The 24,159-nt window shown below is 59.7% G+C and carries 24 protein-coding genes and 2 pseudogenes; 11 read left to right on the plus strand and 15 right to left on the minus strand.

The genetic code is table 11. From position 1 onward, the window contains the following. Positions 1-9: 9 nt before the first annotated feature. The 3 genes from IC37_RS13240 to IC37_RS13255 all read left to right on the plus strand — a co-directional run bounded on the left by IC37_RS13240 (position 10) and on the right by IC37_RS13255 (position 3,300). The gene (locus IC37_RS13240) at positions 10-1,203 is read left to right on the plus strand and encodes an acetyl-CoA C-acyltransferase (protein ID WP_030131387.1); all 1,194 of its coding nucleotides are present in this window, start codon (positions 10-12) and stop codon (positions 1,201-1,203) included. 165 nt (positions 1,204-1,368) lie between these two features. Further along, complete coding sequence (locus tag IC37_RS13250; protein ID WP_030131386.1) at positions 1,369-2,496, plus strand: acyl-CoA dehydrogenase; 1,128 nt, start codon at positions 1,369-1,371, stop codon at positions 2,494-2,496. Between the two features lie 30 nt (positions 2,497-2,526). Then, positions 2,527-3,300, plus strand: coding sequence for an enoyl-CoA hydratase (locus IC37_RS13255; protein ID WP_030131385.1), 774 nt, complete (start codon positions 2,527-2,529; stop codon positions 3,298-3,300). Between the two features lie 126 nt (positions 3,301-3,426). Here IC37_RS13255 and IC37_RS13260 read toward each other — a convergent pair whose 3' ends face one another. After that, positions 3,427-4,578: an acyl-CoA dehydrogenase family protein gene (locus IC37_RS13260; RefSeq protein ID WP_030131384.1), complete on the minus strand. Its 1,152-nt coding sequence runs from the start codon at positions 4,576-4,578 to the stop codon at positions 3,427-3,429. Positions 4,579-4,581: 3 nt separating this feature from the next. Next, positions 4,582-5,688 carry an enoyl-CoA hydratase/isomerase family protein gene (locus tag IC37_RS13265; RefSeq protein ID WP_030131383.1) on the minus strand — a complete coding sequence of 369 codons (1,107 nt, stop codon included), beginning with the start codon at positions 5,686-5,688 and terminating at the stop codon, positions 4,582-4,584. A gap of 563 nt (positions 5,689-6,251) precedes the next feature. Here IC37_RS13265 and IC37_RS13270 point away from each other — a divergent pair. From IC37_RS13270 to astA, 7 genes are all read left to right on the plus strand, one after another. Further along, positions 6,252-7,031 (plus strand): transporter substrate-binding domain-containing protein, encoded by a 780-nt coding sequence (locus IC37_RS13270; RefSeq protein ID WP_008008588.1) that lies wholly within the window; start codon positions 6,252-6,254, stop codon positions 7,029-7,031. Positions 7,032-7,107: 76 nt separating this feature from the next. Next, positions 7,108-7,833, plus strand: coding sequence for an ABC transporter permease (locus IC37_RS13275; RefSeq protein ID WP_030131382.1), 726 nt, complete (start codon positions 7,108-7,110; stop codon positions 7,831-7,833). Beyond that, the gene (locus IC37_RS13280; protein ID WP_030131381.1) at positions 7,830-8,540 is read left to right on the plus strand and encodes an ABC transporter permease; all 711 of its coding nucleotides are present in this window, start codon (positions 7,830-7,832) and stop codon (positions 8,538-8,540) included. The genes IC37_RS13275 and IC37_RS13280 overlap by 4 nt, the downstream gene beginning before the upstream one ends. Before the next feature lie 56 nt (positions 8,541-8,596). After that, positions 8,597-9,358 carry an ABC transporter ATP-binding protein gene (locus IC37_RS13285; RefSeq protein WP_030131380.1) on the plus strand — a complete coding sequence of 254 codons (762 nt, stop codon included), beginning with the start codon at positions 8,597-8,599 and terminating at the stop codon, positions 9,356-9,358. 12 nt (positions 9,359-9,370) lie between these two features. Then, a complete protein-coding gene (locus IC37_RS13290) occupies positions 9,371-9,850 on the plus strand; it encodes an Lrp/AsnC family transcriptional regulator (RefSeq protein ID WP_007900194.1) in 480 nt (159 codons plus the stop codon). A gap of 284 nt (positions 9,851-10,134) precedes the next feature. Next, on the plus strand, positions 10,135-11,079 hold the full coding sequence (gene ctlX, locus IC37_RS13295) for a citrulline utilization hydrolase CtlX (protein ID WP_030131379.1): 945 nt from the start codon (positions 10,135-10,137) through the stop codon (positions 11,077-11,079). After that, positions 11,076-12,110: an arginine N-succinyltransferase gene (gene astA, locus IC37_RS13300; protein ID WP_030131378.1), complete on the plus strand. Its 1,035-nt coding sequence runs from the start codon at positions 11,076-11,078 to the stop codon at positions 12,108-12,110. The genes ctlX and astA overlap by 4 nt, the downstream gene beginning before the upstream one ends. Before the next feature lie 149 nt (positions 12,111-12,259). Here astA and IC37_RS13305 read toward each other — a convergent pair whose 3' ends face one another. From IC37_RS13305 to IC37_RS13335, 7 genes and pseudogenes are all read right to left on the minus strand, one after another. Next, positions 12,260-12,958, minus strand: a complete 699-nt coding sequence (locus IC37_RS13305; RefSeq protein WP_030131377.1) for an HPP family protein — start codon at positions 12,956-12,958, stop codon at positions 12,260-12,262. A 158-nt stretch (positions 12,959-13,116) separates the two neighbouring features. Further along, positions 13,117-14,295, minus strand: coding sequence for an MFS transporter (locus IC37_RS13310; protein WP_030131376.1), 1,179 nt, complete (start codon positions 14,293-14,295; stop codon positions 13,117-13,119). Between the two features lie 182 nt (positions 14,296-14,477). Further along, positions 14,478-14,579, minus strand: a pseudogene (locus tag IC37_RS13315) (polysaccharide deacetylase); the annotation flags it as partial. A gap of 30 nt (positions 14,580-14,609) precedes the next feature. Beyond that, positions 14,610-15,989 carry a UDP-glucose/GDP-mannose dehydrogenase family protein gene (locus IC37_RS13320; RefSeq protein ID WP_030131375.1) on the minus strand — a complete coding sequence of 460 codons (1,380 nt, stop codon included), beginning with the start codon at positions 15,987-15,989 and terminating at the stop codon, positions 14,610-14,612. After that, complete coding sequence (gene arnF / locus IC37_RS13325; RefSeq protein WP_030131374.1) at positions 15,986-16,399, minus strand: 4-amino-4-deoxy-L-arabinose-phosphoundecaprenol flippase subunit ArnF; 414 nt, start codon at positions 16,397-16,399, stop codon at positions 15,986-15,988. The genes IC37_RS13320 and arnF overlap by 4 nt, the downstream gene beginning before the upstream one ends. Beyond that, a complete protein-coding gene (gene arnE / locus IC37_RS13330) occupies positions 16,396-16,740 on the minus strand; it encodes a 4-amino-4-deoxy-L-arabinose-phosphoundecaprenol flippase subunit ArnE (RefSeq protein ID WP_030131373.1) in 345 nt (114 codons plus the stop codon). The genes arnF and arnE overlap by 4 nt, the downstream gene beginning before the upstream one ends. After that, positions 16,737-16,908: pseudogene (locus IC37_RS13335) on the minus strand (4-amino-4-deoxy-L-arabinose lipid A transferase); the annotation flags it as partial. The gene arnE and the pseudogene IC37_RS13335, both read right to left, overlap by 4 nt. A 137-nt stretch (positions 16,909-17,045) precedes the next feature. Between IC37_RS13335 and xerC the strand changes: the two are divergent. Continuing rightward, a complete protein-coding gene (xerC, locus tag IC37_RS13340) occupies positions 17,046-17,984 on the plus strand; it encodes a tyrosine-type recombinase/integrase (RefSeq protein ID WP_030131372.1) in 939 nt (312 codons plus the stop codon). Positions 17,985-17,991: 7 nt separating this feature from the next. Here the strand turns inward: xerC and IC37_RS13345 are convergent, their stop codons facing one another. From IC37_RS13345 to IC37_RS13370, 6 genes are all read right to left on the minus strand, one after another. Beyond that, complete coding sequence (locus IC37_RS13345) at positions 17,992-18,546, minus strand: membrane integrity-associated transporter subunit PqiC (protein WP_030131371.1); 555 nt, start codon at positions 18,544-18,546, stop codon at positions 17,992-17,994. A gap of 17 nt (positions 18,547-18,563) precedes the next feature. After that, positions 18,564-20,219 carry an intermembrane transport protein PqiB gene (locus IC37_RS13350; RefSeq protein ID WP_030131370.1) on the minus strand — a complete coding sequence of 552 codons (1,656 nt, stop codon included), beginning with the start codon at positions 20,217-20,219 and terminating at the stop codon, positions 18,564-18,566. Beyond that, positions 20,200-20,856 (minus strand): paraquat-inducible protein A, encoded by a 657-nt coding sequence (locus IC37_RS13355; RefSeq protein WP_030131369.1) that lies wholly within the window; start codon positions 20,854-20,856, stop codon positions 20,200-20,202. The genes IC37_RS13350 and IC37_RS13355 overlap by 20 nt, the downstream gene beginning before the upstream one ends. After that, positions 20,853-21,449 (minus strand): paraquat-inducible protein A, encoded by a 597-nt coding sequence (locus tag IC37_RS13360; RefSeq protein WP_030131368.1) that lies wholly within the window; start codon positions 21,447-21,449, stop codon positions 20,853-20,855. Before IC37_RS13360 ends, IC37_RS13355 begins: the two co-directional genes overlap by 4 nt. Positions 21,450-21,738: 289 nt before the next feature. After that, entirely contained in the window at positions 21,739-23,040 is a 1,302-nt protein-coding gene (locus tag IC37_RS13365) for an FAD-binding oxidoreductase (RefSeq protein ID WP_030131367.1), read from the minus strand. Next, positions 23,037-24,125: a polyamine ABC transporter substrate-binding protein gene (locus tag IC37_RS13370; protein WP_030131366.1), complete on the minus strand. Its 1,089-nt coding sequence runs from the start codon at positions 24,123-24,125 to the stop codon at positions 23,037-23,039. The genes IC37_RS13365 and IC37_RS13370 overlap by 4 nt, the downstream gene beginning before the upstream one ends. Positions 24,126-24,159: the final 34 nt, after the last annotated feature.

Consider the following 24,159-nt stretch of genomic DNA (forward strand, 5'->3'; position numbering starts at 1 on the left):
GGATTAGACATGACACTTTCCAACGATCCGATTGTTATTGTCAGCGCCGTCCGCACCCCGATGGGCGGTTTTCAGGGCGAACTGAAAAGCCTGACCGCGCCGCAGCTGGGCGCCGCGGCGATTCGTGCTGCCGTCGAACGCGCCGGTATCGCCCCTGAATCCGTAGAAGAAGTGCTGTTCGGTTGCGTGCTGTCCGCCGGCCTCGGCCAGGCCCCGGCGCGGCAAGCGGCACTGGGCGCCGGGCTGGATAAATCGACCCGTTGCACGACACTGAACAAGATGTGCGGCTCGGGCATGGAGGCCACGATCCTGGCCCACGACATGCTGATCGCAGGCAGTGCCGATGTGGTGATCGCCGGGGGCATGGAAAGCATGTCCAACGCGCCATTCTTGCTGGACCGCGCCCGCAGCGGTTACCGCATGGGCCATGGCCGGGTGCTCGATCACATGTTCCTCGACGGCCTCGAAGACGCTTACGACAAGGGCCGCCTGATGGGCACCTTCGCCGAGGATTGCGCCGAAACCAACGGTTTTACCCGCGAAGCTCAGGACACCTTTGCCATAGCTTCGACCACCCGCGCCCAACAGGCGATCAAGGACGGCAGCTTCACCGCCGAGATCGTGCCCGTGCAGGTGATGGTCGGCAAAGAGCAGGTGCTGATCAGCCACGACGAACAGCCGCCGAAAGCCAAACTGGACAAGATCGCCTCGCTGAAACCAGCGTTCCGCGACGGTGGCACCGTGACTGCGGCGAACTCCAGTTCCATCTCCGACGGTGCGGCGGCACTGGTGTTGATGCGTCGTTCTGAAGCAGACAAACAAGGCCTGAAACCGCTGGCGGTGATTCATGGTCACGCTGCATTTGCCGACACGCCGGGGCTGTTCCCGGTGGCACCGGTGGGCGCGATCAAGAAGCTGATGAAGAAAACCGGCTGGTCCCTGGACGAAGTCGAGCTGTTTGAAGTCAACGAAGCCTTTGCGGTGGTCAGTCTGGTGACCATGACCACACTGGAAATCCCCCACGAGAAGATTAACGTTCACGGTGGTGCCTGCGCCTTGGGCCACCCGATCGGTGCATCCGGCGCGCGGATCCTCGTGACCTTGCTCTCGGCCCTGCGCCAGAAGGGCCTGAAACGCGGCGTTGCAGCGATCTGCATCGGCGGCGGCGAAGCCACGGCGATGGCTGTGGAATGCCTCTATTAAGGGCTGACGCCAATCCCTGTGGGAGCGGGCTTGCTCGCGAAGAGGCCGTGTCAGTCGACATTAATGTTGAATGACACACCGCATTCGCGAGCAAGCCCGCTCCCACAGGTCCTGTGTTTCAACTGACAGGCATTTTGTACGAAGGCAAATTTTTAAGGACTTGGCATGATCCCCAATGACGAACAACTTCAGATCAGCGACGCGGCCCGGCAGTTTGCCCAGGAACGGCTGAAACCGTTCGCCGCCGAATGGGACCGCGAACATCGCTTCCCCAAGGAAGCCATCAGCGAGATGGCCGATCTGGGCTTCTTCGGCATGCTGGTGCCGGAGCAGTGGGGCGGTTGTGACACCGGTTACCTGGCCTACGCCATGGCCCTGGAAGAAATCGCTGCCGGCGACGGCGCCTGCTCGACCATCATGAGCGTGCACAACTCGGTGGGTTGCGTGCCGATCCTCAAGTTCGGCAACGACGACCAGAAAGAGCGCTTCCTCAAGCCGCTGGCCAGCGGCGCGATGCTCGGTGCGTTTGCGCTGACCGAACCGCAAGCCGGCTCCGACGCCAGCAGCCTGAAAACCCGTGCTCGGCTGGACGGCGATCACTACGTGCTCAACGGCTGCAAGCAGTTCATCACCTCCGGGCAAAACGCCGGGGTGGTGATTGTGTTTGCGGTGACCGACCCGAGTGCCGGCAAGCGCGGGATCACAGCGCTGATCGTGCCCACCGATTCGCCGGGCTATAAAGTCGCGCGTGTCGAAGACAAACTCGGTCAGCATGCTTCCGATACCTGCCAGATCCTCTTCGAGGATGTGAAAGTCCCGGTGGCCAATCGACTGGGTGAGGAGGGCGAAGGCTACAAGATCGCCCTGGCCAACCTTGAAGGTGGCCGTGTCGGCATCGCCTCGCAATCGGTGGGCATGGCCCGCGCCGCGTTCGAAGCGGCCCGCGACTATGCTCGCGAACGCGAGAGCTTCGGCAAGCCGATCATCGAACATCAGGCGGTGGCCTTCCGGCTAGCGGACATGGCAACCCAGATTGCCGTCGCCCGGCAAATGGTGCATTACGCCGCGGCATTGCGCGACAGCGGCAAACCGGCGCTGGTGGAAGCGTCCATGGCCAAGCTGTTTGCTTCGGAAATGGCCGAGAAGGTCTGCTCCTCGGCGTTGCAAACCCTCGGCGGTTACGGTTACCTGAACGACTTCCCGCTGGAGCGGATCTACCGCGACGTGCGGGTTTGCCAGATCTACGAAGGCACTAGCGATATTCAGCGCATGGTCATTTCGCGCAATCTTTGAGAAGGAATCCCCTCTATGAGCAATAAAGAGCTGAACTACGAAACGATTTTGCTGGAAACCCACGGCCGCGTCGGCCTGATTACCCTCAACCGTCCGCAAGCCTTGAATGCGTTGAATGCGCAAATTGTCAGCGAATTGAACCACGCCCTCGATGGTCTGGAAGCCGATTCGAACATCGGTTGCATCGTGCTGACCGGCTCGAAAAAAGCCTTCGCCGCCGGTGCCGACATCAAGGAAATGGCCGAGCTGACCTACCCGCAGATCTACCTCGACGACCTGTTCAGCGACAGCGATCGCGTGGCCAACCGCCGCAAGCCGATCATTGCCGCGGTCAACGGTTTCGCCTTGGGCGGTGGTTGTGAACTGGCGTTGATGTGCGACTTTATTCTGGCCGGTGACAACGCAAAATTTGGTCAGCCGGAAATCAACCTCGGTGTGTTGCCGGGCATGGGCGGCACCCAGCGCCTGACCCGCGCGGTGGGAAAGGCCAAGGCCATGGAAATGTGCCTGAGCGGGCGTTTGATCGATGCGGTGGAAGCGGAGCGTTGCGGCATTGTTGCGCGCATCGTGCCGGCGGATGAGCTACTGGAAGAGGCGCTGAAAGTCGCGGCGCTGATTGCCAAGAAGTCGTTGCCGATTGCAATGATGATCAAGGAAAGCGTCAACCGCGCCTTTGAGGTCAGTCTGTCGGAAGGCGTGCGTTTTGAACGTCGGGTGTTCCATGCGGCGTTTGCGACGCAGGATCAGAAGGAAGGGATGGCGGCGTTTATTGCCAAGCGTGAGGCGGAGTTCCAGGGTAAGTGATGTAGCGTTCTTGCGGACGCTTTCGCGAGCAAGCCCGCTCCCACATTAGTCCTGCGGTGTAAACGGCATTTGTGAACACCCGAGATCAAATGTGGGAGCGGGCTTGCTCGCGAAGCTTTTAAGGCTTCAAACCAGATAGTGCTTGAGCTCCCGGGCAATCACCATCCGCTGTATCTCGCTCGACCCTTCATAAATCTGCGTGATCCGCGCATCCCGGTAGTAGCGCTCCACCGGGTAATCTTCCAGATACCCATACCCGCCGTGAATCTGTATCGCCGACGAGCAGACCTTCTCGGCCATCTCGGATGCAAACAGCTTGGCCTGTGAGGCCTCCGACAGACACGGTTTGCCAGCACTGCGCAACCGTGCGGCATGCAGGATCAGCAAGCGCGCAGCGTTCAAGCGGGTATGCATGTCGGCCAGCATGTTGGCGATGCTTTGGTGTTCGATGATCGGCTTGTCGAACTGCACCCGATCGCGCGCGTAGGCCAGCGCCGCTTCGAACGCCGCACGGGCGATACCCAAGGCTTGCGCGGCGATGCCGATGCGGCCGCCTTCGAGGTTGGAGAGGGCGATGGCCAGGCCTTTGCCGCGTTCGCCGAGCAGATTGGCCTCGGGAACGGTGCAATTGTTCAGGGTGACGGCGCAGGTATCGGAAGCGCGGATACCCATCTTGTGTTCACTGCGATCGACGATGAACCCCGCTGTTTCGGTCGGCACCAGGAACGCCGAAATGCCGCGTTTGCCCAGCTCCGGATCGGTCACGGCAAACACGATCGCCAGTTTCGCCCGTTTGCCATTGCTGACGAATTGCTTGGCGCCGTTGATCACCCATTGGCCGTCGCGCAGTTCGGCGCGGGTGCGCAGGTTGTGAGCTTCGGAACCGGCCTGGGGTTCGGTCAGGCAGAAGCAACCGATGGCCTGGCCACTGGCGAGGTCCGGCAACCATTGCTGTTTCTGATCTTCGGTGCCGTAGTTGAGCACCGGCCCGCAGCCTACGGAATTGTGGATGCTCATTAGCGCACCAGTGGCGCCGTCACCAGCGGAAATCTCTTCCACCGCCAAGGCGTAGGCGACGTAGTCGACATAAGTGCCGCCCCATTCCTCGGGCACCACCATGCCCAGCAGACCCAGTTCCCCCATCTTCGCCACCAGACCGTCATCGATCCAGCCGGCCTTTTCCCAGGCTTGTGCGTGGGGCGCGATTTCGCCGCGGGCAAAATCCCGGGCCATGTCGCGGATCATGACTTGCTCTTCGCTCAATTCGATATCGTGCATGGCTCAGCTCCCGCTCTGGTCGAACCCGGTGAAAAAACTCGCCACGTGCTCGGCGTCCAGCGCCTGCAGAGTCGGCGGGTTCCAGCGCGGGTTCTTGTCTTTGTCGATCAGCAAGGCGCGCACGCCTTCGATCAGGTCGCCGCGTTCGAACCACTGGCGATCCAGGTGCAGTTCGAGGGCGAAGCACTGTTCCAGGCTCAGGTGCCGACCGCGCCGCAGCATTTCCAGGGTCACGCCCATGGCCAGCGGTGAACGGCTTTCCAGCAGGTCGGCGGTGGCCGTGGCCCACTCATGGCTGTCGGCGACGGTCACTTCACGCAGTTGTTCCACCATACTCGGCACATCGGGCAGGGCGAAGAAGTGATCGATAGCCGGCCGCAATGCCGCCAATGGCGCAGCCGGCAGTTGTTGCACGGCGAGTTTCGCCAGCAGACCTTGAAGGTCCTTCAACGGAGTTTCGTGCCATTCGAGCTGATCGAGTTGCTCGTCCAGCGTGCCCAGCTTGTCACTTTCCAGGTACCAGTCAGCGAGGCCGCAATAGAGCGCATCGGCGGCGCGAATCTGCACGCCAGTGACGCCGAGATAAATGCCCAGCTCACCGGGAATGCGCGGCAGGAAGTAGCTGCCGCCGACGTCCGGGAAATATCCAATGGCCACTTCCGGCATTGCCAGACGGCTGCGCTCAGTGACCACCCGTAAATCGGCGCCTTGCACCAGCCCCATGCCACCGCCCAGCACAAAGCCGTCCATCAAGGCCAGGACCGGTTTGCGATAGTGATGGATGGCGAAGTCGAGGGCGTATTCCTCGACGAAGAAGTCTTCGTGCAAGGTGTCGCCGCTTTTGAAACTGTCGTACAGCGAGCGGATATCGCCGCCGGCACAGAACGCTTTCTCACCGGCACCGCGCAAGACCACCGCGTGCACCTGCGGATCCTGTGCCCAGGCATCGAGCCGTTGTTGCAGGCTGCGGACCATCTCCAGGGTAATGGCGTTGAGGCCGGCGGGACGATTGAGGGTCAGGTGACCGATGTGATTGCGAACCTCGGCCAACACTTCGTTTTGCGTGGCATCCATGGGCTGTGTTGTCGGGGATGAAACCTGAGCAGTCATCACTAACTCCCTGCTTTTATTGTTCTTTATAGAGAAGCTCGCACGCGAGCGATGCTGGATCGTATCAGTGCAAATTTGTGATGTACAACCGGGATACGTGCAGGTGCTGTTTGCATTTTTACCTTAGGGCAATATCAAAAGATCGCAACCTTCGGCAACTCCTGCGCAATGGGTGTTCATACCGAAAAATCACGGTGAACGCGGTCAACGCAGGAGTTGCCCAAGGCTGCGATCTGTTGATCTTTTTTTTGATCTTTAACCTCATCCGGCAACCAACGACAGAATCGGCTGTGAAAGGCCTCCGTTCAGCGCAGTTGAGCTGTCTGAACAGGGCCTTACGACACCTGTACCGTCCAGGCAATTGGCATTCTGGCAATCCATTTCAAGCACTTGCGATCAAGAGCCTGGAACGGACTGCACCCCGACGACTGATTAGACCAGTCGAAAACAACAACAAATACGGCTGCGGTGAATGCCGCATCGACTCTCTGCCCCTGTCAAAAAGTGTGGTGCGGCGCAGGCGCCAAGCCGCGATAAATCCAAATAATCCGGGACTCTAGAAGATGAACATCAAATGGCTGACCTTACCGGCATTGGCTTTGCTGTGCTGCTCCACCGGTGCCAGCGCCAAGGAGTGGAAAGAGTTGCGATTCGGCGTCAACCCCAGTTACCCGCCTTTTGAATCCACCACCGCCGATGGCGGCGTGCAGGGGTTTGGCGTGGACCTGGGCAATGCGATTTGTGCCGAGCTGAAGTTGAAGTGCGTGTGGGTCAGCAATGACTTCGACGGGCTGATCCCGGCCCTGAAGGCGGGCAAGTTCGACGCCATCGAATCCTCGATGACCGTCACCGACGCGCGCAAAAAACAGATCGACTTCACCGATCGCCTGTATGCCGGGCCGACCGCCATCGTCACCCGCAAGGATTCCGGCCTGTTGCCCACCGCCGAGTCGCTGCGGGGCAAGACCATCGGTTACATGCAGGGCACGATTCAGGAAACCTACGCCAAGGCAAAACTGGGGCCGGGCGGGGTGAAATTGCGCGCGTACCAGAACCAGGATCAGGTTTACGCCGACCTGGTTTTCGGGCGCCTAGATGCGTCAATCCAGGACAAGCTGCAAGCGCAGATGAGCTTTCTGACGTCGCCGCAAGGGGTGGACTTCCAGAACAGCGAAGGCATCAGCGACCCATTGGTGCCGTCGGAAATCGCCATCGGCATCCGCAAGGACAACGAAGAGCTCAAAGGCATGCTCAATGCCGCCATCAAGGCCCTGCATGAAAAGGGCATCTACGCACAGATCCAGCAGAAGCACTTCGGCGATCTGGACCTCTACAACAACTGATCCTCGCGCCCCGAGCGCTGCGTCCTGGTAACAGGCGCAGCGCTTGAAAGCGGGCGCCTCAAGACAGGTGACTGGCGTGAATTCCTTCCTGAATCTGATCGGGGTCGATCTTTCGGCCCTGCAAGGCTATGGCCCTTTGTTGCTGCATGGCACCTGGGTCACCCTCAAACTGTCGGCGCTGTCGCTGCTGGTGAGCATGGTGCTGGGGCTGCTGGGCGCGGCGGCCAAGCTGTCGCCGCTGAAGCTGTTGAACCTGCCTGCGACCTTCTACACGACGCTGATTCGCGGGGTGCCGGACCTGGTGTTGATGCTGTTGATTTTCTACAGCCTGCAAGGCTGGCTGAGCAGTCTGACCGAGGCCATGGGCTGGCCTTACATGGAAATCGATCCATTTGTAGCGGGCGTCGTCACACTCGGTTTTATCTACGGCGCGTATTTCACCGAGACTTTCCGCGGGGCGATCCTGAGCGTACCGCGCGGCCAGCAGGAAGCCGCTGCCAGCTTTGGTCTGAACCGTTGGCAGCGTTTTCGCTTCGTGGTCTTTCCACAAATGATGCGCTTCGCCTTGCCGAGCCTGGGCAACAACTGGCTGGTGCTGCTCAAGGCCACGGCGCTGGTGTCGATCATCGGTTTGTCGGACCTGGTCAAGGTCGCGCAGGAGGCCGGCAAAAGCACCTTCAACATGCTCGATTTTCTGCTGCTGGCAGGGGCGCTGTACCTGCTGATCACCAGCGCGTCGAACTACGTATTGCGCGTGCTTGAGCGGCGTTATAACCAGGGCGTACGGGGGATGGCGCGATGATCGAGTTGATTGCCGAATACTGGAAACCCTTTCTGTTCAGCGACGGTTATAGCCTCACCGGATTGGCGATGACCTTGTGGCTGCTGGTGGCGAGTATTGTGATGGGGTTCTTCCTGTCGCTGCCTCTGGCTATCCTTCGGGTGTCGCGCTGGGGCCTGCTGCGCTGGCCGGTTCAGCTGTTCACTTATGTGTTTCGTGGCACTCCGCTGTATATCCAGTTGCTGATTTGCTACAGCGGGATCTACGGCATCGCCGTGGTCCGCTCGCAACCGCTGCTTGAAGCGTTCTTTCGCGATGCGATGAATTGCACCTTGCTGGCGTTCACGCTCAACACCTGCGCCTACACCGTGGAAATCTTCGCCGGAGCGATTCGCAGCATTCCTTACGGTGAAATCGAGGCGGCCCATGCTTACGGCTTGAGCGGTTGGCGGCTGTACCTGCGGCTAATCCTGCCTTCGGCGTTGCGCCGGGCGCTGCCGTATTACAGCAACGAAGTGATCCTGATGTTGCATGCCACGTCGGTGGCATTCACCGCGACCATTCCCGACATTCTCAAAGTCGCTCGAGACGCCAACGCCGCGACCTTCATGACCTTTCAGGCCTTCGGCATTGCCGGCCTGCTGTACCTCGCACTGTCGTTCGGTCTGGTCGGCGCGTTTCGTCTGGCGGAGAAGCGCTGGTTGAGCTTCCTCGGGCCGGCGCACTAATTCCTCTTTTCATCCAGAGCAGCGTCGCAGCAGGCGCTGCTGCAGGAGACTTATGCATGTACAAACTCACGGTTGAAAATCTGTACAAACGTTTTGGTGACAATGAAGTGCTCAAAGGCGTCTCGTTGAACGCACGGGCCGGCGATGTGGTGAGCATGATCGGTGCCAGCGGTTCGGGTAAAAGCACCATGCTGCGCTGCATCAATTTTCTGGAGCGGGCGGACGAGGGCGCCATCGAACTGGACGGTGAGCGCGTCATCACTCGCCCGGGCGCTGGCGGCATGCGAGTCGCCAACCCGGCGCAGTTGCAGCGTTTGCGCACACGCCTGGCGATGGTGTTCCAGCATTTCAATCTGTGGAGCCATCTGACCGTGCTGGAAAACATCATACTGGCGCCGTGTCGAGTGCTGGGCATCAGCCGCAAGGCCGCCGAAGAGAGCGCACGGGCGTATCTGGACAAGGTTGGTTTGCCGCAACGGGTGGCCGATCAATACCCGGCGTTTCTGTCCGGCGGGCAACAACAGCGCGTAGCGATTGCCCGGGCGTTGGCCGTGGAACCGGAGATTCTGTTGTTCGACGAGCCGACTTCGGCCCTCGACCCGGAACTGGTGGGCGAGGTGCTGAAGGTGATTCAGGCGCTGGCCGAAGAAGGCCGGACCATGTTGATGGTGACCCACGAAATGGGCTTTGCCCGGCAAGTGTCCAGCCAGGTGTTGTTCTTGCATCAGGGGCGGGTCGAGGAGCAAGGTGATGCAACCATCCTCGACCGGCCAAAGAGTGAACGTTTACAGCAATTCCTATCGGGTCGTTTGAAGTGAGGCAAGACGTACATGGCGGATATCCGCGATCTGTCGATTGTGCTTGATCGTATCGATCAAGCAATTATCGAAGTGCTGCGCCACGAAGGGCGCATCACTTATCAAAAGCTTTCCGAGCGCGTGCACCTGACGCCCAGACCGTGCCTGGAACGGGTGCGCAAGCTCGAACAGCTCGGGGTTATCCGTGGCTACGGGGCCATTCTTGATGAAAAAAAACTGACGCCGGGCCTGTCGCTGCTGGTGTTGGTTGCGTTGTCGAACCAAAGCGGGCGGGCGGCGCAAAAGGCCTTTGAGGCCAAGGTTCGTGGTTGTCCGCAGGTGCTGGAATGCCGTTTGATCAGCGGCGCGTTCGACTACAGCCTGCGCATGCGTTGCCGGGACATGGAGCATTATCGGGTGCTGACCGAAGTCTGGTTCGACGACCCGGAGTTGCACATCGACAAACTGGTCAGCCATCCGGAACTGGCGATGGTCAAGACCACGATGGAATAATGAACACCGCAATCCCCTGTGGGAGCGAGCTTGCTCGCGATAGCGCTTTTACATTCAACATCAATGTCGACTGACCCGCCGCTATCGCGAGCAAGCTCGCTCCCACAGGTTCTGCGCTTTACCTGATCAAACTGTGATTCTTTTGGTTTTTAACCCTTGCCGAATCGGCTGAAAAAGACAAAATCTTCAGCCGTTTTCATCATCACGAAAGCCCTTATCAACCGGGTTTTTCCATCGCCGAAACAGACAATGAGCACCTCTCAACCCTCATTGAATCTGTGCCCATGCAAACCACCAATACCGTTTTGATGATTCGCCCGACACGTTTCTCGTTCAATCAGGACACGGCGGCGAACAACCGTTTCCAGCGCCCGGCCGATGTGTCCGAGGACGTGCAGCTCAAGGCCTTGCAAGAGTTCGATGGCTACGTCGCCGCGCTGCGCAGCCACAGCGTCGAAGTCCTGGTGCATAACGACCTCGAAGCCCCGCACACCCCCGACTCGATCTTTCCCAACAACTGGTGGAGCAGCCACCCCGACGGCACGTTGGTGCTGTACCCGATGCAAGGCCACAACCGGCGTCTGGAGCGCGATAAAGGTGTACTCGACTGGCTGCGGGACGAATACCGGGTCGAGCAGTTGCTGGACCTTTCCAGCCTGGAACAGCAGGAAGTGTTCCTCGAAGGCACCGGCAGCATGGTGCTGGATCGACAGCGGCGGATTTGTTACGCCGGCTATTCCACCCGCACCCACGCTCGGGCGCTGGATCAACTGGTTGATCATTTGGGTTACGAGCTGTGTGCCTTCAATGCGGTGGACCGCCAGGGCGTGCCGATTTATCACACCAACGTGATGATGAGTGTCGGCACGCGGCTGGCCATTGCTTGCCTGGCGTCCGTCACTCATCCAGCTGAACGCCTGGCCCTGCGCTCACGGCTGGAAGACAGCGGTAAAAAGGTGATCGCTCTGGACTGGGCGCAGCTTGAGTCGTTCGCCGGCAACATGCTGGAAGTCCACAACGCCGCGGGCGAACCCTTGCTGGTGATGTCACGCACCGCCTGGCAGTCGCTGGATGCCGATCAGCGCCGTTTGATCGAAAACCACACCACGCCGCTGCCGGTGAACATCGACACCATCGAACGCATCGGCGGCGGCAGCGCTCGCTGCATGTTGGCCGAAGTCTATCTATCTAAACGTCAGTCCAAACCTGCCCAGGAGCAAGTGCGATGATCGTCCGTCCTGCAACACCGGCGGATTTGCCGGCACTGTTAGCCTTGGCCCATAGCGCCGGAACCGGTTTGACCACCTTGCCGGCTGACGCCGCGCGTTTGAGCCAGCGTCTGGAATGGGCGGCGAAAACCTTTGCAGGCGAGGCCGAGCGCGGCGATGCCGATTACCTGTTCGTGCTGGAGAACGACCAGCACGAAGCGGTCGGCATTTGTGCATTGGCGGGTGCCGTCGGCCTGCGCGAGCCCTGGTACAACTATCGACTGGGCCTGTTTGTCGCCGCGTCGAAAAACCTCGGGATCAATCAGCAACTGCCGACGTTGTTCCTCGGCAATGACATGACCGGCCATTCAGAACTGTGTTCGCTGTTTTTGCATGCCGATCACCGCAGTGGCCTCAATGGCCGCTTGTTGTCGAAGGCACGCTTCCTGTTTTTGGCGGAGTTTCGTCAACACTTCGGTGACAAGGTGATCGCGGAGATGCGCGGCTATTCGGACGAAGAGGGCGTTTCACCGTTCTGGGAAGGTCTGGGGCGGCACTTCTTCAAGATGAATTTCGCTGACGCCGACTACCTCACGGGCCTTGGCAACAAAACCTTCATTGCCGAACTGATGCCCAAGTTTCCGCTGCCGACCTGCCTGTTGCCTGAGGCGGCGCGCGCGGTCATCGGTCGCGTGCACCCCAACACCGAACCGGCACTGGGCATGCTCAAGGCAGAAGGGTTCGAGCACCGGGACTATATCGACATCTTTGATGGCGGGCCGCTGATCGAATGCGCCACTGGCGACATCCGTGCGGTGCGCGACAGTCAGGTGCTGCAACTGAGCATCGGTACGCCAGGAGAGCAGGCGGCAACGTACCTGATCCACAACCGCCAGTTTGCCGAGTGCCGGATTACCGCGGCACCGGCGCGGGTGGCTGCGGGGACCTTGATCGTCGATGCGCAAACGGCGAAAACGTTGGGGTTGAGTGCCGGGGCGTCGGTGCGCGCGGTGAGCCTGACGGTGCCGTTGCAGCAGCAATCTGCAGCCTGAACTGTTGTCGAGTCCAACTTCAACCTGTGGCGAGGGAGCTTGCTCCCGTTCGACTGCGCAGCAGTCGCAGGCTCTGTGAAGGGACTGCTTCGCAGCCCGGCGGGAGCAAGCTCCCTCGCCACAAAAGCCTGCTGCTGCCGTTGATAAACTCAGGCTCTGCTGCTCAGCACTTCCCCGATGCTACGGCGCTTGGCATGCAATTCACTGGCATGGATCAGTTGTTCGAGGTCTTCGGGGGTGACGTCGTAGAAGGCCTCCATGTCGGCGAGGGCCAGTTTAAGATCCGCGGCAGTGATCGCCTGGCTGTCGGGGGCGGGCATCATTAGCGGTGCCGGTTCACTGGCGCGTTTGGGGTAACGAATGCGCGTCAGATTGTTGTACGCCATTGCGCTGAGCAGCATTGTCGAGGCGCTGAGCATTACCGGGCCGAGGGCTTTCCACTCCAGGGCGATGGTCGCCGGGTCTGCCACTACCATAAGCAACGCCAAGGCACCGGCCGGTGGGTGCAGGCAACGCAACCAGCACATCAGAATCAGTGCCATGCCTGCCGCGAGGCACGCGCTGCCGAGGGTGCGTCCGAGTACGTGAGCGACCAGCAGTGAAACCACCCCCGCGCAGAGGTAACCGCCAAGAATCGACCACGGCTGGGCGAGGGCGCCTGAGGACACGGCGAACAACAGCACCGCCGAGGCGCCCAGCGGCCCGATCAGATGCAGCGCCACATCCATGCCGAATACTTGGCCGCAGAGCCAGACGCTGCACATCGTCCCCAGCGCCATGCCGATAGCGGCGCGGCTCCATTCTGAAGGACGGGTATTGATGGCGGCAGGTAACCAGCGAGCGAACATGAGGCAAACGGTCCGTATAAAAATCGAGGCAAAAAAAAGGCTTAGCTGGGATACCCAGAAAGCCCTTGAAGGAGTTCCAACTATTGGGGGAGGAACGGCGCACAGTGTGCCGATCAATCCTTATGCTGACAAATTCATATTAATGCTGCCTCAGTGCATTATTTTTGCAGTATTGCCACGCGCCGACCGCTCATGAAGCACAGCAAACCGCCCATCGCCGTCAACGCGCTCAGGGCATAGAACATGGTGGGCGCGGGCGTGTGCAACAGCAGATAGCCACAGATCACCGGGCTCAGCGCGCCGCCGAGGGCCGCGAGATTCTGCGCGCCGTAGTAGCTGCCGCGCAGTTCTTCCGGGGCCAGGGTGTCGACGAAGAGAAATTCGGCCGGGTAAATGATCATTTCGCCGAGGGTGAAAATGAACATCGCCACGCACCAGCTCACCAGGCTGTCAGCCAGGCTGAAACCGATCAACCCGAGGATGAACAGGCTGGTGCCGCCAGCAATCCAGTAACGCAGTTGTTCGCGTTTGAGGAACCGGCCGATCTGGTATTGCAGCAGGATCACGCTGATGGCGTTGCAGGCGAGCAGGGCGGCCATGGTTTCCAGAGCGCGTTTGGTGTCTTGGGTGACCAGCAGGTATTGCGACAGGTACAGGGTGAAACGGCCGTGCACCACGGTGCTGAGCAGACAGCCGCAGGTGAACATGATCAGCGTGCGATCGTTCTTCAGGGTGATCAGGGTTTTGAGGAAACTCTGGGGCTGGCCGATGGCGGGCGTCTGGGCCGGGTCTTTGGGAATCCCGCTCATCAGGAAAATACTGAAGAACGCGATGCCACCGGCGATCAGGAACGGCGCCGTTGGCTGCACCCCGGCGATCACCACGCCGAGCATCGGGCCGGTGGCGTAGCCGATGTTGGTCAGGGTGTAGCGCAGCGAAAAAGCCTTGGCGCGCTGGCCCATAGGCAGGTTCTCGCTGAGGATCGCCTTGGACCCGATCAGGAATAACGCTGAGGCGGTTTCGGTGATCACCAGGGTGGCGGTGGTCAGGTAGAGGTTTTCGGCGAAGGTCAGCAGCACGAAACCGATGGCGCTGGAGAGCATGGTCAGAATCAGCAACCGGTGTTTTTCGAGGCGGTCGATGATATAGCCGCCGTAAAGGGCGAGCAGGGTGGCGATAAACACCGCGATGCCCAGCAACAGGCCGACGTCCTGTTGGTTGAGGCCGAGTTTGTTGCTCAGAAACAGGGTGAGCAACGGGCTGGTAATGGCGCGGCTGACGACGATAGTCAGCGAAACGATCATCAAGCGGCGGATAACGAGGGAGTAAGTGGCCACGGTGGGGCAAATGTCCTTATTTTAGTTTTTAGCGAGGTGTCGCCGCCAATCGCGAGCAGGCTCGCTCCCACAGGGGCACGCATTTCAAATGTGGGAGTGAGCCTGCTCGCGATGAGGCCGGCGAAGGCAGCGCAATATTCAATTTAACCACCGATCAAGGTTGCGAACCGACTCCAGTTCTCGATCCGCCCGGGCGTGGCGATGATCTCCGGGTGCAGCCGCAGCACGTAACACAGCCCGAACCGGTGAAACCCGGCGAAATCCATTTGCAGGTTGCCCAGCGAGTTGCCGACGAATGCCGGACGAAACTGTGTTCATGCCACGACCGAGGCCGCTGGCCATTGCTGATGGGGAATCGGCAGGTTGCGCGATTCACCGCGGCCCATCGGGAAGTACAGGAAGCCGCTGCGGGCCAGGCGCTCGGCGTCGTACAGGTTACGTCCGTCGAAGATCACCGGTGCATTCAACCGTTGCTGGATCAGGTTGAAGTCCGGCGCCTTGAACTGTTGCCATTCGGTGCAGATGATCAGCGCGTCAGCCCCGGCGAGCACCGATTCCGGCGTGCCCATGAGCATCAGCTTCGATTCGTCAGGGTAAAGGTGTTGGGTTTCCTGCATGGCTTCCGGGTCGAACGCCCGTACATGGGCCCCGGCAGCCCACAGCGATTCCAGCAGCACCCGGCTCGGCGCATCGCGCATGTCGTCGGTGTTGGGCTTGAAGGCCAGGCCCCACACAGCGAAGGTTCTGCCGCGCAAATCGCCTTTGTAGAAGGCGTTGATGCGTTCGAACAGTTTATGTTTCTGCCGCTGGTTGATGGCTTCCACCGCTTGCAGCAGGTCGCTGGAGCAGTGGGCCGCTTCGGCACTGTGAATCAGCGCGCGCATGTCCTTGGGAAAACACGAGCCACCGTAACCGCAGCCGGGGTAGATGAAGTGGTAACCGATGCGCGAATCGGCACCGATGCCCAGTCGCACCGATTCGATGTCGGCGCCCAAATGTTCGGCCAGCTCGGCGATCTGGTTGATGAAACTGATCTTGGTCGCCAGCATGCAGTTGGCGGCGTATTTGGTCAGCTCGGCGCTACGCAGGTCCATGAACATGATGCGGTCATGGTTGCGGTTGAATGGGGCGTAGAGATCGCGCATTACGTCGCGCACGTCATCACGCTCACAGCCGATGATGATGCGGTCCGGGCGCCGGCAATCAGCCACGGCCGAACCTTCTTTGAGAAACTCGGGGTTGGAGACAATATCGAACTGCAACAGTCGACCGACCTTGAGCAGGCACTTTTCGATATGCGCGCGCAGCGTATCCCCCGTGCCCACCGGCACCGTGGATTTCTCCACCAGAATCACCGGTTGTTCACGGTGACGCGCCACCGCTTCACCCACCGATAGCACGTAGCGCAGATCCGCCGAACCATCGTCCCGGGACGGCGTGCCGACGGCGATGAACAACACCTGGCCATGCTGCACCGCGAATTTTTCGTCCGTGGTGAACTGCAGCCGTTTGGCTTCCAGGCTTTCGCGCACGAGGCTGGCCAGCCCCGGTTCGAAGATGCTGACGTGGCCTTGTTGCAGCAGCGCGACTTTGTTCTCGTCAATGTCCATGCACACCACGTCGTGGCCGACTTCAGCCAGGACGGCGGCTTGCACCAGGCCAACATAACCGCTGCCAAATACACTGATTTTCATGGAGCTCTCCTGATAGTGGGCGCGTGAGCAGGTCGAGAGTTGATGGTGATGACACCGAGGATGACCAACGCCACCCCGAGGGTTTTCGAAAGGCTGAAGGTTTCGTTGAACAGCGGCAGGCTGGCGGCCAGCACGTACACCAGCGCGTAGCTGATGCTCAGCAGCGAATAGGCCCGACCCAGGGGCAAATCCCGCAGGGCGGCGAGCCAGGTGAACATCGACACGGCATAGGCGAGGATGGCGGCCAGCACGACGGCCACGGCGAACACATCGACGCTGCCGTTGCTCAAAGCGGGTAACCATTGGTCGGGAGGGGGCAAGCGGACCATGCTCCAGCGCATGCCCAACTGCGCGGCGCTGCCCAGCAGCACGCTGCCCAGGGCGAAGGCGAGTCCGCGACGCAGGCTCATGCGTGTTGCCCCAGCAACGCCACGCCAGCGATCACCAACGCCACGCCCAGCCAGTGACGGCGGTCGATGGTTTCGTGAAAGACGAAGCGGGCGACCAGTGTGATCAATACGAAATTCAAGCTGAGCATCGGATAGGCGATGCCGACTTCGAGGCGTTGCAACACCAGCAGCCAGACCAGCAAGCCCAACCCCAGAAAGGCGAGCGCCAGCCACAACCACGGCGAACGCAGTTTCTCGCCCCAGCCCGACGTCTTGCCGCGCCAACTTTCCACGGCGTATTTCTGGGCGATCTGGCCCAGGCAGGTCAGCAGGCAGGCAACTAATACGAGCAGCAGGCTCATGACGCCCCCTGAGGAAAGATCAGAATCACCAGGTTGCCTTGTTCATAACGTTTGCCATCCTTGGGCAGTCGCTGGTGGACTTCGAGCAGCCGCGGTTGCTGATTCAGGATAGGCCAGGCCATGTTTCAATTCGTCTATCGTGTTGTTTCCAGTCAAGCAGACGTTCGGTATTGGCGATGCCTGGTTTCGTCGACACCCCAAGAAGCCACCATTGACTTTCCAGCCCATGGTCGGCAGCGTGACGGCCCGGCGGGCTCAATGGATGACGGGAGCCTGCGTATTTATTCATTTCAAGGCCCGTTTCATTGATTGACTTACCTGCTACTGAATCCCTCGTTTCAAAAGCCAACCCATTGACCCTGTACCTGGCGCGTCTGGCGCCGTCCAGCCAGTTGACCATGCGTTATGTGTTGCAGGACGCCGCTGACCGTCTGGACTTCGAAGACATGAACATCGAAGAGATTCCCTGGCATCAACTGCAGCCCGAGGATGTCGTTGCGCTGGTGGCGACCTTGCGCGAAGACGGCTACGCGCCGAACACCTCGTCGCTGTACGTTAACGCGGTGCGCGGAGTGATGAACGAAGCGTGGCGCATGAGCCTGATCAGTCAGGAGCACTTGCTGAAAATGCGTTCGGTCAAAGGCATTGCCGGCACGCGTCTGTCCCAGGGGCGCAACCTCAAGCGCACCTTGATTCGCGACTTGATGGAGGTCTGCGCCGCGGACCCACGACCACAAGGGCTACGGGACGCGGCCATCATCGGGATTCTGTACGGTTCGGGGATGCGCAAATCGGAATCGGTGAATCTGGACCTGGCCCAGGTGGATTTCACCGAGCGCAGCCTGTGCGTCACCGCCAAGGGCAACAAACAGCTGATCAAGTACGCGCCGGCCTGGGCCTTCGCCAAACTGGATGCGTGGCTGGAGTTGCGGCGTTCGCAATTAAAGGAGGGCGAGACGGACGACCCGTTCCTGTTCAACCGCATCCGCCGTGGCAGCCACATTACCCGCGAGCGCATCACCAAACATGCGATCTACTACATTGCCCGGCAACGCGGTGCGCAGGTCGGGGTGAAAATCATGCCGCACGATTTCCGGCGGTCGTTCATCACCCGAGTGATTGAAGAGCACGACCTGTCGATCGCGCAGAAACTGGCCCACCACAGCAACATCCAGACCACGGCCAATTACGATGTGCGCGACGACAATGAACGCCGGCGGGCGGTTGATCGTTTTGATTTGTGAACCGCGATCAGGACGCCGAAGGACACCCTTTTTGCGAGCCGATCGCCTGACTGATCAGCGCAGCCAACCGTTTCACATTGTTCTGATGAGCGACCACCAGGTCATCGATGCTCGCACCCGAAGGGGTCTGCAACGTGCTGCGACAGGTGATCGGTGCAGTATCGCCGGCGCCGAGACTGCGCAGGCGCCATTTGACGTCGATCAACGCGTATTGACCGGGGATCGAATCAAAGCGCTGCACGTCCAGGCGCAACGACACTCGGCGTTGCAGGTTACTGTTGACCAGTTGATCGACCAGGGCGCTGCGTAATTCATCCACCAGCGTCGCCGCCCACCATTCGGTTTCGAGGATCGCCAGGCCACTGTTGCCTTGACGAATGACAATCTGCGGGCGGTCGACCTGGGGTGGAACCGTAATGCTCTCAATCTGGATTTCTGCGGCACTGCCGCTTGCGCCGCCCAGTTGTGCCGGAGTCAGGGTATGGAACTGAATCGGGTCGCTACGGCAAGCAGTGAGCAATAACAACGCAGTGACCAGCGTGATTTTCAGCGAAAAAGCCATGAGTGTTGCTCCTGTGGTCAGTTGCGTGGCGGCGCCTTCAAATCAATCGGCGCGGCATTGTCGGGACGACCGCGAATCAGCGATTCCGGATGCCGGCCCAGGTAATCCGAGAGCTCACGCAGTGAGCGCGACATGCGTCCGAGCTCGTCCAGGGTTTGAGTCAACTGTTCCCGTTGCGGCGAATCCTCGGCCAGGGTCGAGCTGGCTGATTGCAAGGTCTTGCTGACGTCCGCCAGGGTGGTCTGCACGCCGGGCAGGGTCCTGGCGTTGAACTGTACGAGGCCCTTGCGCAGTTCGACGAGGTTACTGTCGAGGTTGCCGGCAATGCGTTCGATGGGCAGCTGGTTGATCTTGTTGACCATGCCTTCGAGTTTTTCCTGCAACTGCTCGAGGCTGCCGGGAATGGTGGGAATAATGACCGGCCGGGCGGTTGGATCGAACACGACTTTCTCTGCTTTGGGGTAGAAATCGAGCGCAATGTAAAGCTGACCGGTCAACAGATTGCCGCTACGGGCCTGGGCGCGCAGGCCGTTTTCGATGAAGCTGCCCATCAGGCGCACTCCCGCGGCTTCGTCATTGGGGTCATGCTTCAGGGCCTCGAGCATTTTTAAATGTGCCTGACCGAGGCGTTGCGGGTAGATCACGATGCCGACATTGACCGGGAACGTGCGTTTTTTTGCATCGAAATCCAGATTGACCGAGACGACTTTGCCGAATTCGATGCCGAGGAATTCCACCGGGGCATCGACCTTGAGCCCGCGAAGAGCCTGGTCGAAACGCAGGCTCAGGTATTGCCCCTTGCCACTGGGCGGCGCGAGGGCGGTTTGCTGGTCCTCGAACAGCTCGAAGGTTTTATCCTCCCTGGCCGGCTGATCGTTGGGGCTGTATTCCGGCGCGCGAAACGCGATGCCGCCCACCAACAAGGACGACAAGGACTCGGTACTCACCGCAAAACCATTGGCACCGACACTCACATCGATACCACTGGCATTCCAAAAGCGAGTGTTTTCGGTGACATAGACGTCATTGGGCGAATGCACGAAGACTTCGATGTTCACCCCTTTGCCGTCGGTATCCAGCGCATACGCCACCACTTGCCCGACCGGGATCTTGCGGTAATAGATGGGTGAGCCGATATCCAGCGAGCCGAGGTCCTGAGTGTGCAGCATGAAGCGTTTACCTGGCTCGCCATAGGTAATGGGCGGCGGGTTTTCCAGACCCGTGAAGTGTTTGGAACGGGCATTGGCCTGACCGATGTCGGCACCAATGTAGTCACCCGACAGCAGCGTATCGATGCCCGAGACGCCGCCGGCACCAATGCGTGGCCGCACGACCCAGAATTGCGAGTCTTCGCGGGTGAAGCTTTCAGCCTGTTTGTCGAGTTTGATCGTGGCGTTAACGCTTTTTTGATCGTCGCTCAGCTTTACTTCAGAAACATGGCCGATGACCACGTTGCGGTATTTGACCTCGGTCTTGTTGGCCGTGAGACCGCTACCGGTCTTGAACGTGACGGTGATGGTCGGGCCTTCCTGCATCACGCTGTGTATTACCAGGGAAATCCCCACCAGCACCGCAACGATCGGCACAATCCACACCAGCGAAACGCTGAAGCGACGGGTCTTGATAGTGGCCTGACCGGGGTCTTGCGGCCCATCAGTGGCTTGCGACTTCATCCATGACCTCCTCGTTTTGTGGTTTTTCCCGCGCGTTATCCCAAATCAAACGTGGGTCGAAACTCATTGCCGATAGCATGGTGAACACCACCACCAGACCAAAAAACAGAATGCCCAGGCGCGGTTCGATATCGCCCAGGGCCTGGAATTTCACCAGCGCTGCCACCAGCGCGACCACAATCACGTCGAGCATCGACCAGTAGCCGATCAGCTCGACGAAACGGTAAAGCTTCGAACGCTCCTTGCGCGCCCAAAGGCTGCCGCGCTGCACCGTGATCAGCAGCAGGGAGAGTGCAACGAATTTGATGCCCGGAACCGCGATACTGGCGATAAAAATGATCAGGGCGATGTCCCACGCACCGTGTGCCCAGAACTCCAGCACACCGCTCATGATGGTGCTGTCGGAGCCGCTGCCGAACAGACTGGTGTTCATGACCGGCAGCAGATTGGCCGGGATATAAAACACCAGTGAGGCCAGCAGATAGGCCCATGTCCGGCTCAGTGAGTTGGTTTTACGGGCATGCAGTGGCGCGCCACAGCGTTGGCATTCGTGAGGGTTGTCGGTTATGTCGCAGGCCAGGCCGCAGCTGTGGCACAGGCACAGGTTGAGTTCGCTGGCGAGCGGTGGGCTGTTCATAAAATGTCCCACAGTTCACGGACATCGCGCCCGGCGATGCGAATCAACAGCAGGCTGAGAACGGCCAGGGCAAACAGGCCGATGCCGGGTATGACATCCAGCAACCCTGCGAGTTTGAACACCGCGACCATTGCGCCCAGCAGACAAACCTCGAGCATGCTCCAGGGCCTGAGGGTCTCCAGCCAGCGCATGCACACTTTGAAGCCGGGCGAGCGCCGATGCCCGAGGGCGAAGCTCAGTACCCAGATCAGCAACACCAGTTGAAAAAGCGGCGCAATGATGATGGATATCGCCGCCACCAGCGCAATAAAGGTGATCGGCCCCTGGCTCAACGCCAATACAGAATCCCACAGCGTCGCACTGTTTTTCAGGCCCTTGAGGCTGATGCTCATGACTGGATAGAAATTGGCGAAAATCCACAGCACCGTTGCCGTGAAGGCCAAAGCCAGACGCTGCTCCACCGACAGTCCGTTATAACGCTGGAGTACACCGCCGCAGCAGGTGCACAGGGCTTTTTGATGTTTGGCGAGCGTGACTTTTTCATACACGCAGTCGCAGTGCTCGCAGATGATCAGTTGGTCAGTCGTAGCCATAGGCCGCACTCGCCAGGAAACAGGATAGTCAGAGCACTCCCTCAATATAGAAGTGACTTGCGATTGAGCAAATTAAAAGACTGATCAAGGGGATGGGGACATAAAGTCTGGTCGACCGCATCATCGTTCTTCGCGAGCAAGCCCGCTCCCACATTCGAGCGCATTCCTTTGAGAGAACTCGGTCAATTGTGGGAGCGGGCTTGCTCGCGAAGACGGCCTGACATTCAACCAATAAGTGGCTGACACACCGATCTTGCAAGTAAACCGGCACCCACGATGGTATCCCCCTTCAACCGAGCAATTCGCGCAGGCGATACCAGAACATGCCGAGGGCCAGCAGCGGTGAACGCAGGGCTTTTCCACCGGGGAAGGTCATGTGCGGCACGGCGCTGAAAACGTCCAGCCCCTGGCTGTGCCCGGCATCAATCGCTTCGGCCAGCAGCCGTGCGCACCAATGGGTCACGTTCAGGCCATGGCCGGAATAGCCCTGGGCGTAGAACACGTTCGGGTACTGACTCAAGCGTCCGGCCTGAGGGAAGCGGTTGGCGGTGATGCCGATCATGCCGCCCCATTGATAGTCGATACGCACGTCCGCCAACTGCGGGAAGACCTTGAGCATTTTCGGCCGCATGTAGGCGCCGATGTCCTCTGGATCGCGCCCGGAATAATGGCAGGCACCGCCAAACAACAAGCGTCGATCCGCCGAGAGCCGATAGTAATCGAGGCCGACTTTCTGGTCGCACAGCGCCAGGTTCTGCGGGATCAATTGCGCGGCAACCTCAGGCGCCAAAGGCTCGGTGGCGATGATGTAACTGCCCGCCGGTAGCACCTTGCCGCTCAGACGCGGTTCGAGTTCTTCCAGATGCGCATTACAACCCAGCACCAGACTGCCGGCGCGCACCGTGCCGCCCGCGCAGCGAACCTGCACGGTGCTGCCGTGAATCAACTCCAGCACCGGGCTTTGTTCGAATATACGCACCCCAAGGGATTCGGCAACGCGCGCTTCGCCAAGCACCAGATTCAGCGGATGCAAATGACCCGAACCCATGTCGATCAGACCGCCGGCATAAACATCGGAAGCCACCACTTGCTGGCGGATCTGCTCGGGGCCAACGAGTCGGGTTTCATGGCTGTAACCCAGTTCGGCGAGGCTTTGCAGTTCCGTCTTGAACGCCTCGAACTGCGCCGGGGTATTGGCCAGCTCGCAGAAGCCCCAGCGCAGGTCGCAATCGATCCCATGCTCACGGATGCGATTGCCCACCAGCTCCACCGATTCGATACCTGCACGCGCCAAATAGCGCACGCCTTCCTGACCGACATAACGGGCGAAACCTTCGACGTCATGGCCGATGCCGCGAATTAACTGCCCGCCGTTACGCCCGCTGGCGCCCCAACCGATTCGCCGGCCTTCCAGCAGAATCACCGAGAGCCCGCGTTGCGCCAGTTCGATCGCGGTGTTGACCCCGGTAAAGCCGCCGCCCACCACGCAGACATCGGCCTCAAGATCGGCGTCCAGCGTGGGGTAGGGTGTCATGCCCTTGGCCGACGCGGCGTAATAGGAATGAGCGTGTTCGTTGTCGTACTGGTTCATTGGTTGGACTTCACTTTGCTCCAAGAGCGGGTCATCAGCCGCATGATCGGCTGGGGCGGGGTGGTTGAGATGTAGAGCTTGTCGAGGACTTCCTGAGGAGGATAGACCTCTGGATTATTGACCAGCTCCGGGTCCATGTATTGCTTGGCCGCCGGGTTTGGATTGGCGTAACCGACCGAGGCGCTGACCTTGGCGATCACTTGCGGATCCAGCAGGTTGTTGACGAACGAATGAGCCTCTTTCGGGTTGTTGGCGTCGGCAGGAATCGCCAGCAAGTCGAACCAGAGGTTGCTGCCTTCCTTGGGAATCGAGTAGGCGATGTTCACACCATTCTTCGCTTCCTTGGCCCGGTTCGCTGCCTGGAACACATCGCCCGAATAGCCGAACGCGACGCAAATATCGCCGTTGGCCAGGTCCGACACGTACTTGGACGAATGGAAATAGGTGATGTAAGGCCGGAGGGTCAGCAGTTTGGCCTCGGCTTTTTTGAAGTCTTCGGGATTTTCGCTGAGTGGGTCCATGCCCATGTAATTCAGGACCGCCGGGAACACTTCATCCGCCGAATCCATCATCGACACGCCGCACTGACTGAGCTTCTTCAAATTCTCCGGTTCGAAAAACACCGCCCAGGAATCGATGCGATCGATGCCCAGCACTTGCTTGACCTTGTCGACGTTGTAGCCAATGCCGTTGGTGCCCCACAGGTACGGCACCGAATGTTCATTACCCGGATCGTTTTTTTCCAGCAAGGCCAGCAGTTTCGGGTCGAGGTTTTTCCAGTTAGGCAGCTGCGAGCGATCCAGTTTAAGGAACGCGCCGGCCTTCACCTGGCGCGCGAGGAAATGGTTGGAGGGCACCACCACGTCATAACCCGTGCGGCCGGCGAGCAGCTTGCCCTCCAGGGTTTCGTTGGAATCGAATACGTCGTAGATCACCTTGGTCCCGGTTTTTGCCTGGAAATCGGCGAGGGTCGTCTCGCCGATGTAATCGGTCCAGTTGTAGACGCTCACGCTTGGCTGAGCTTGTGCAGTGGCGCTGAACAGCAAGGCCAGCGAGACCGGAACCACGGATTTCAATAGACGCATATCGACACCTCTTGGAATTGTTTTTGGATGTTGA

The sequence above is a fragment of the Pseudomonas sp. QTF5 genome (assembly GCF_000512695.2).
GTDB lineage: Bacteria > Pseudomonadota > Gammaproteobacteria > Pseudomonadales > Pseudomonadaceae > Aquipseudomonas.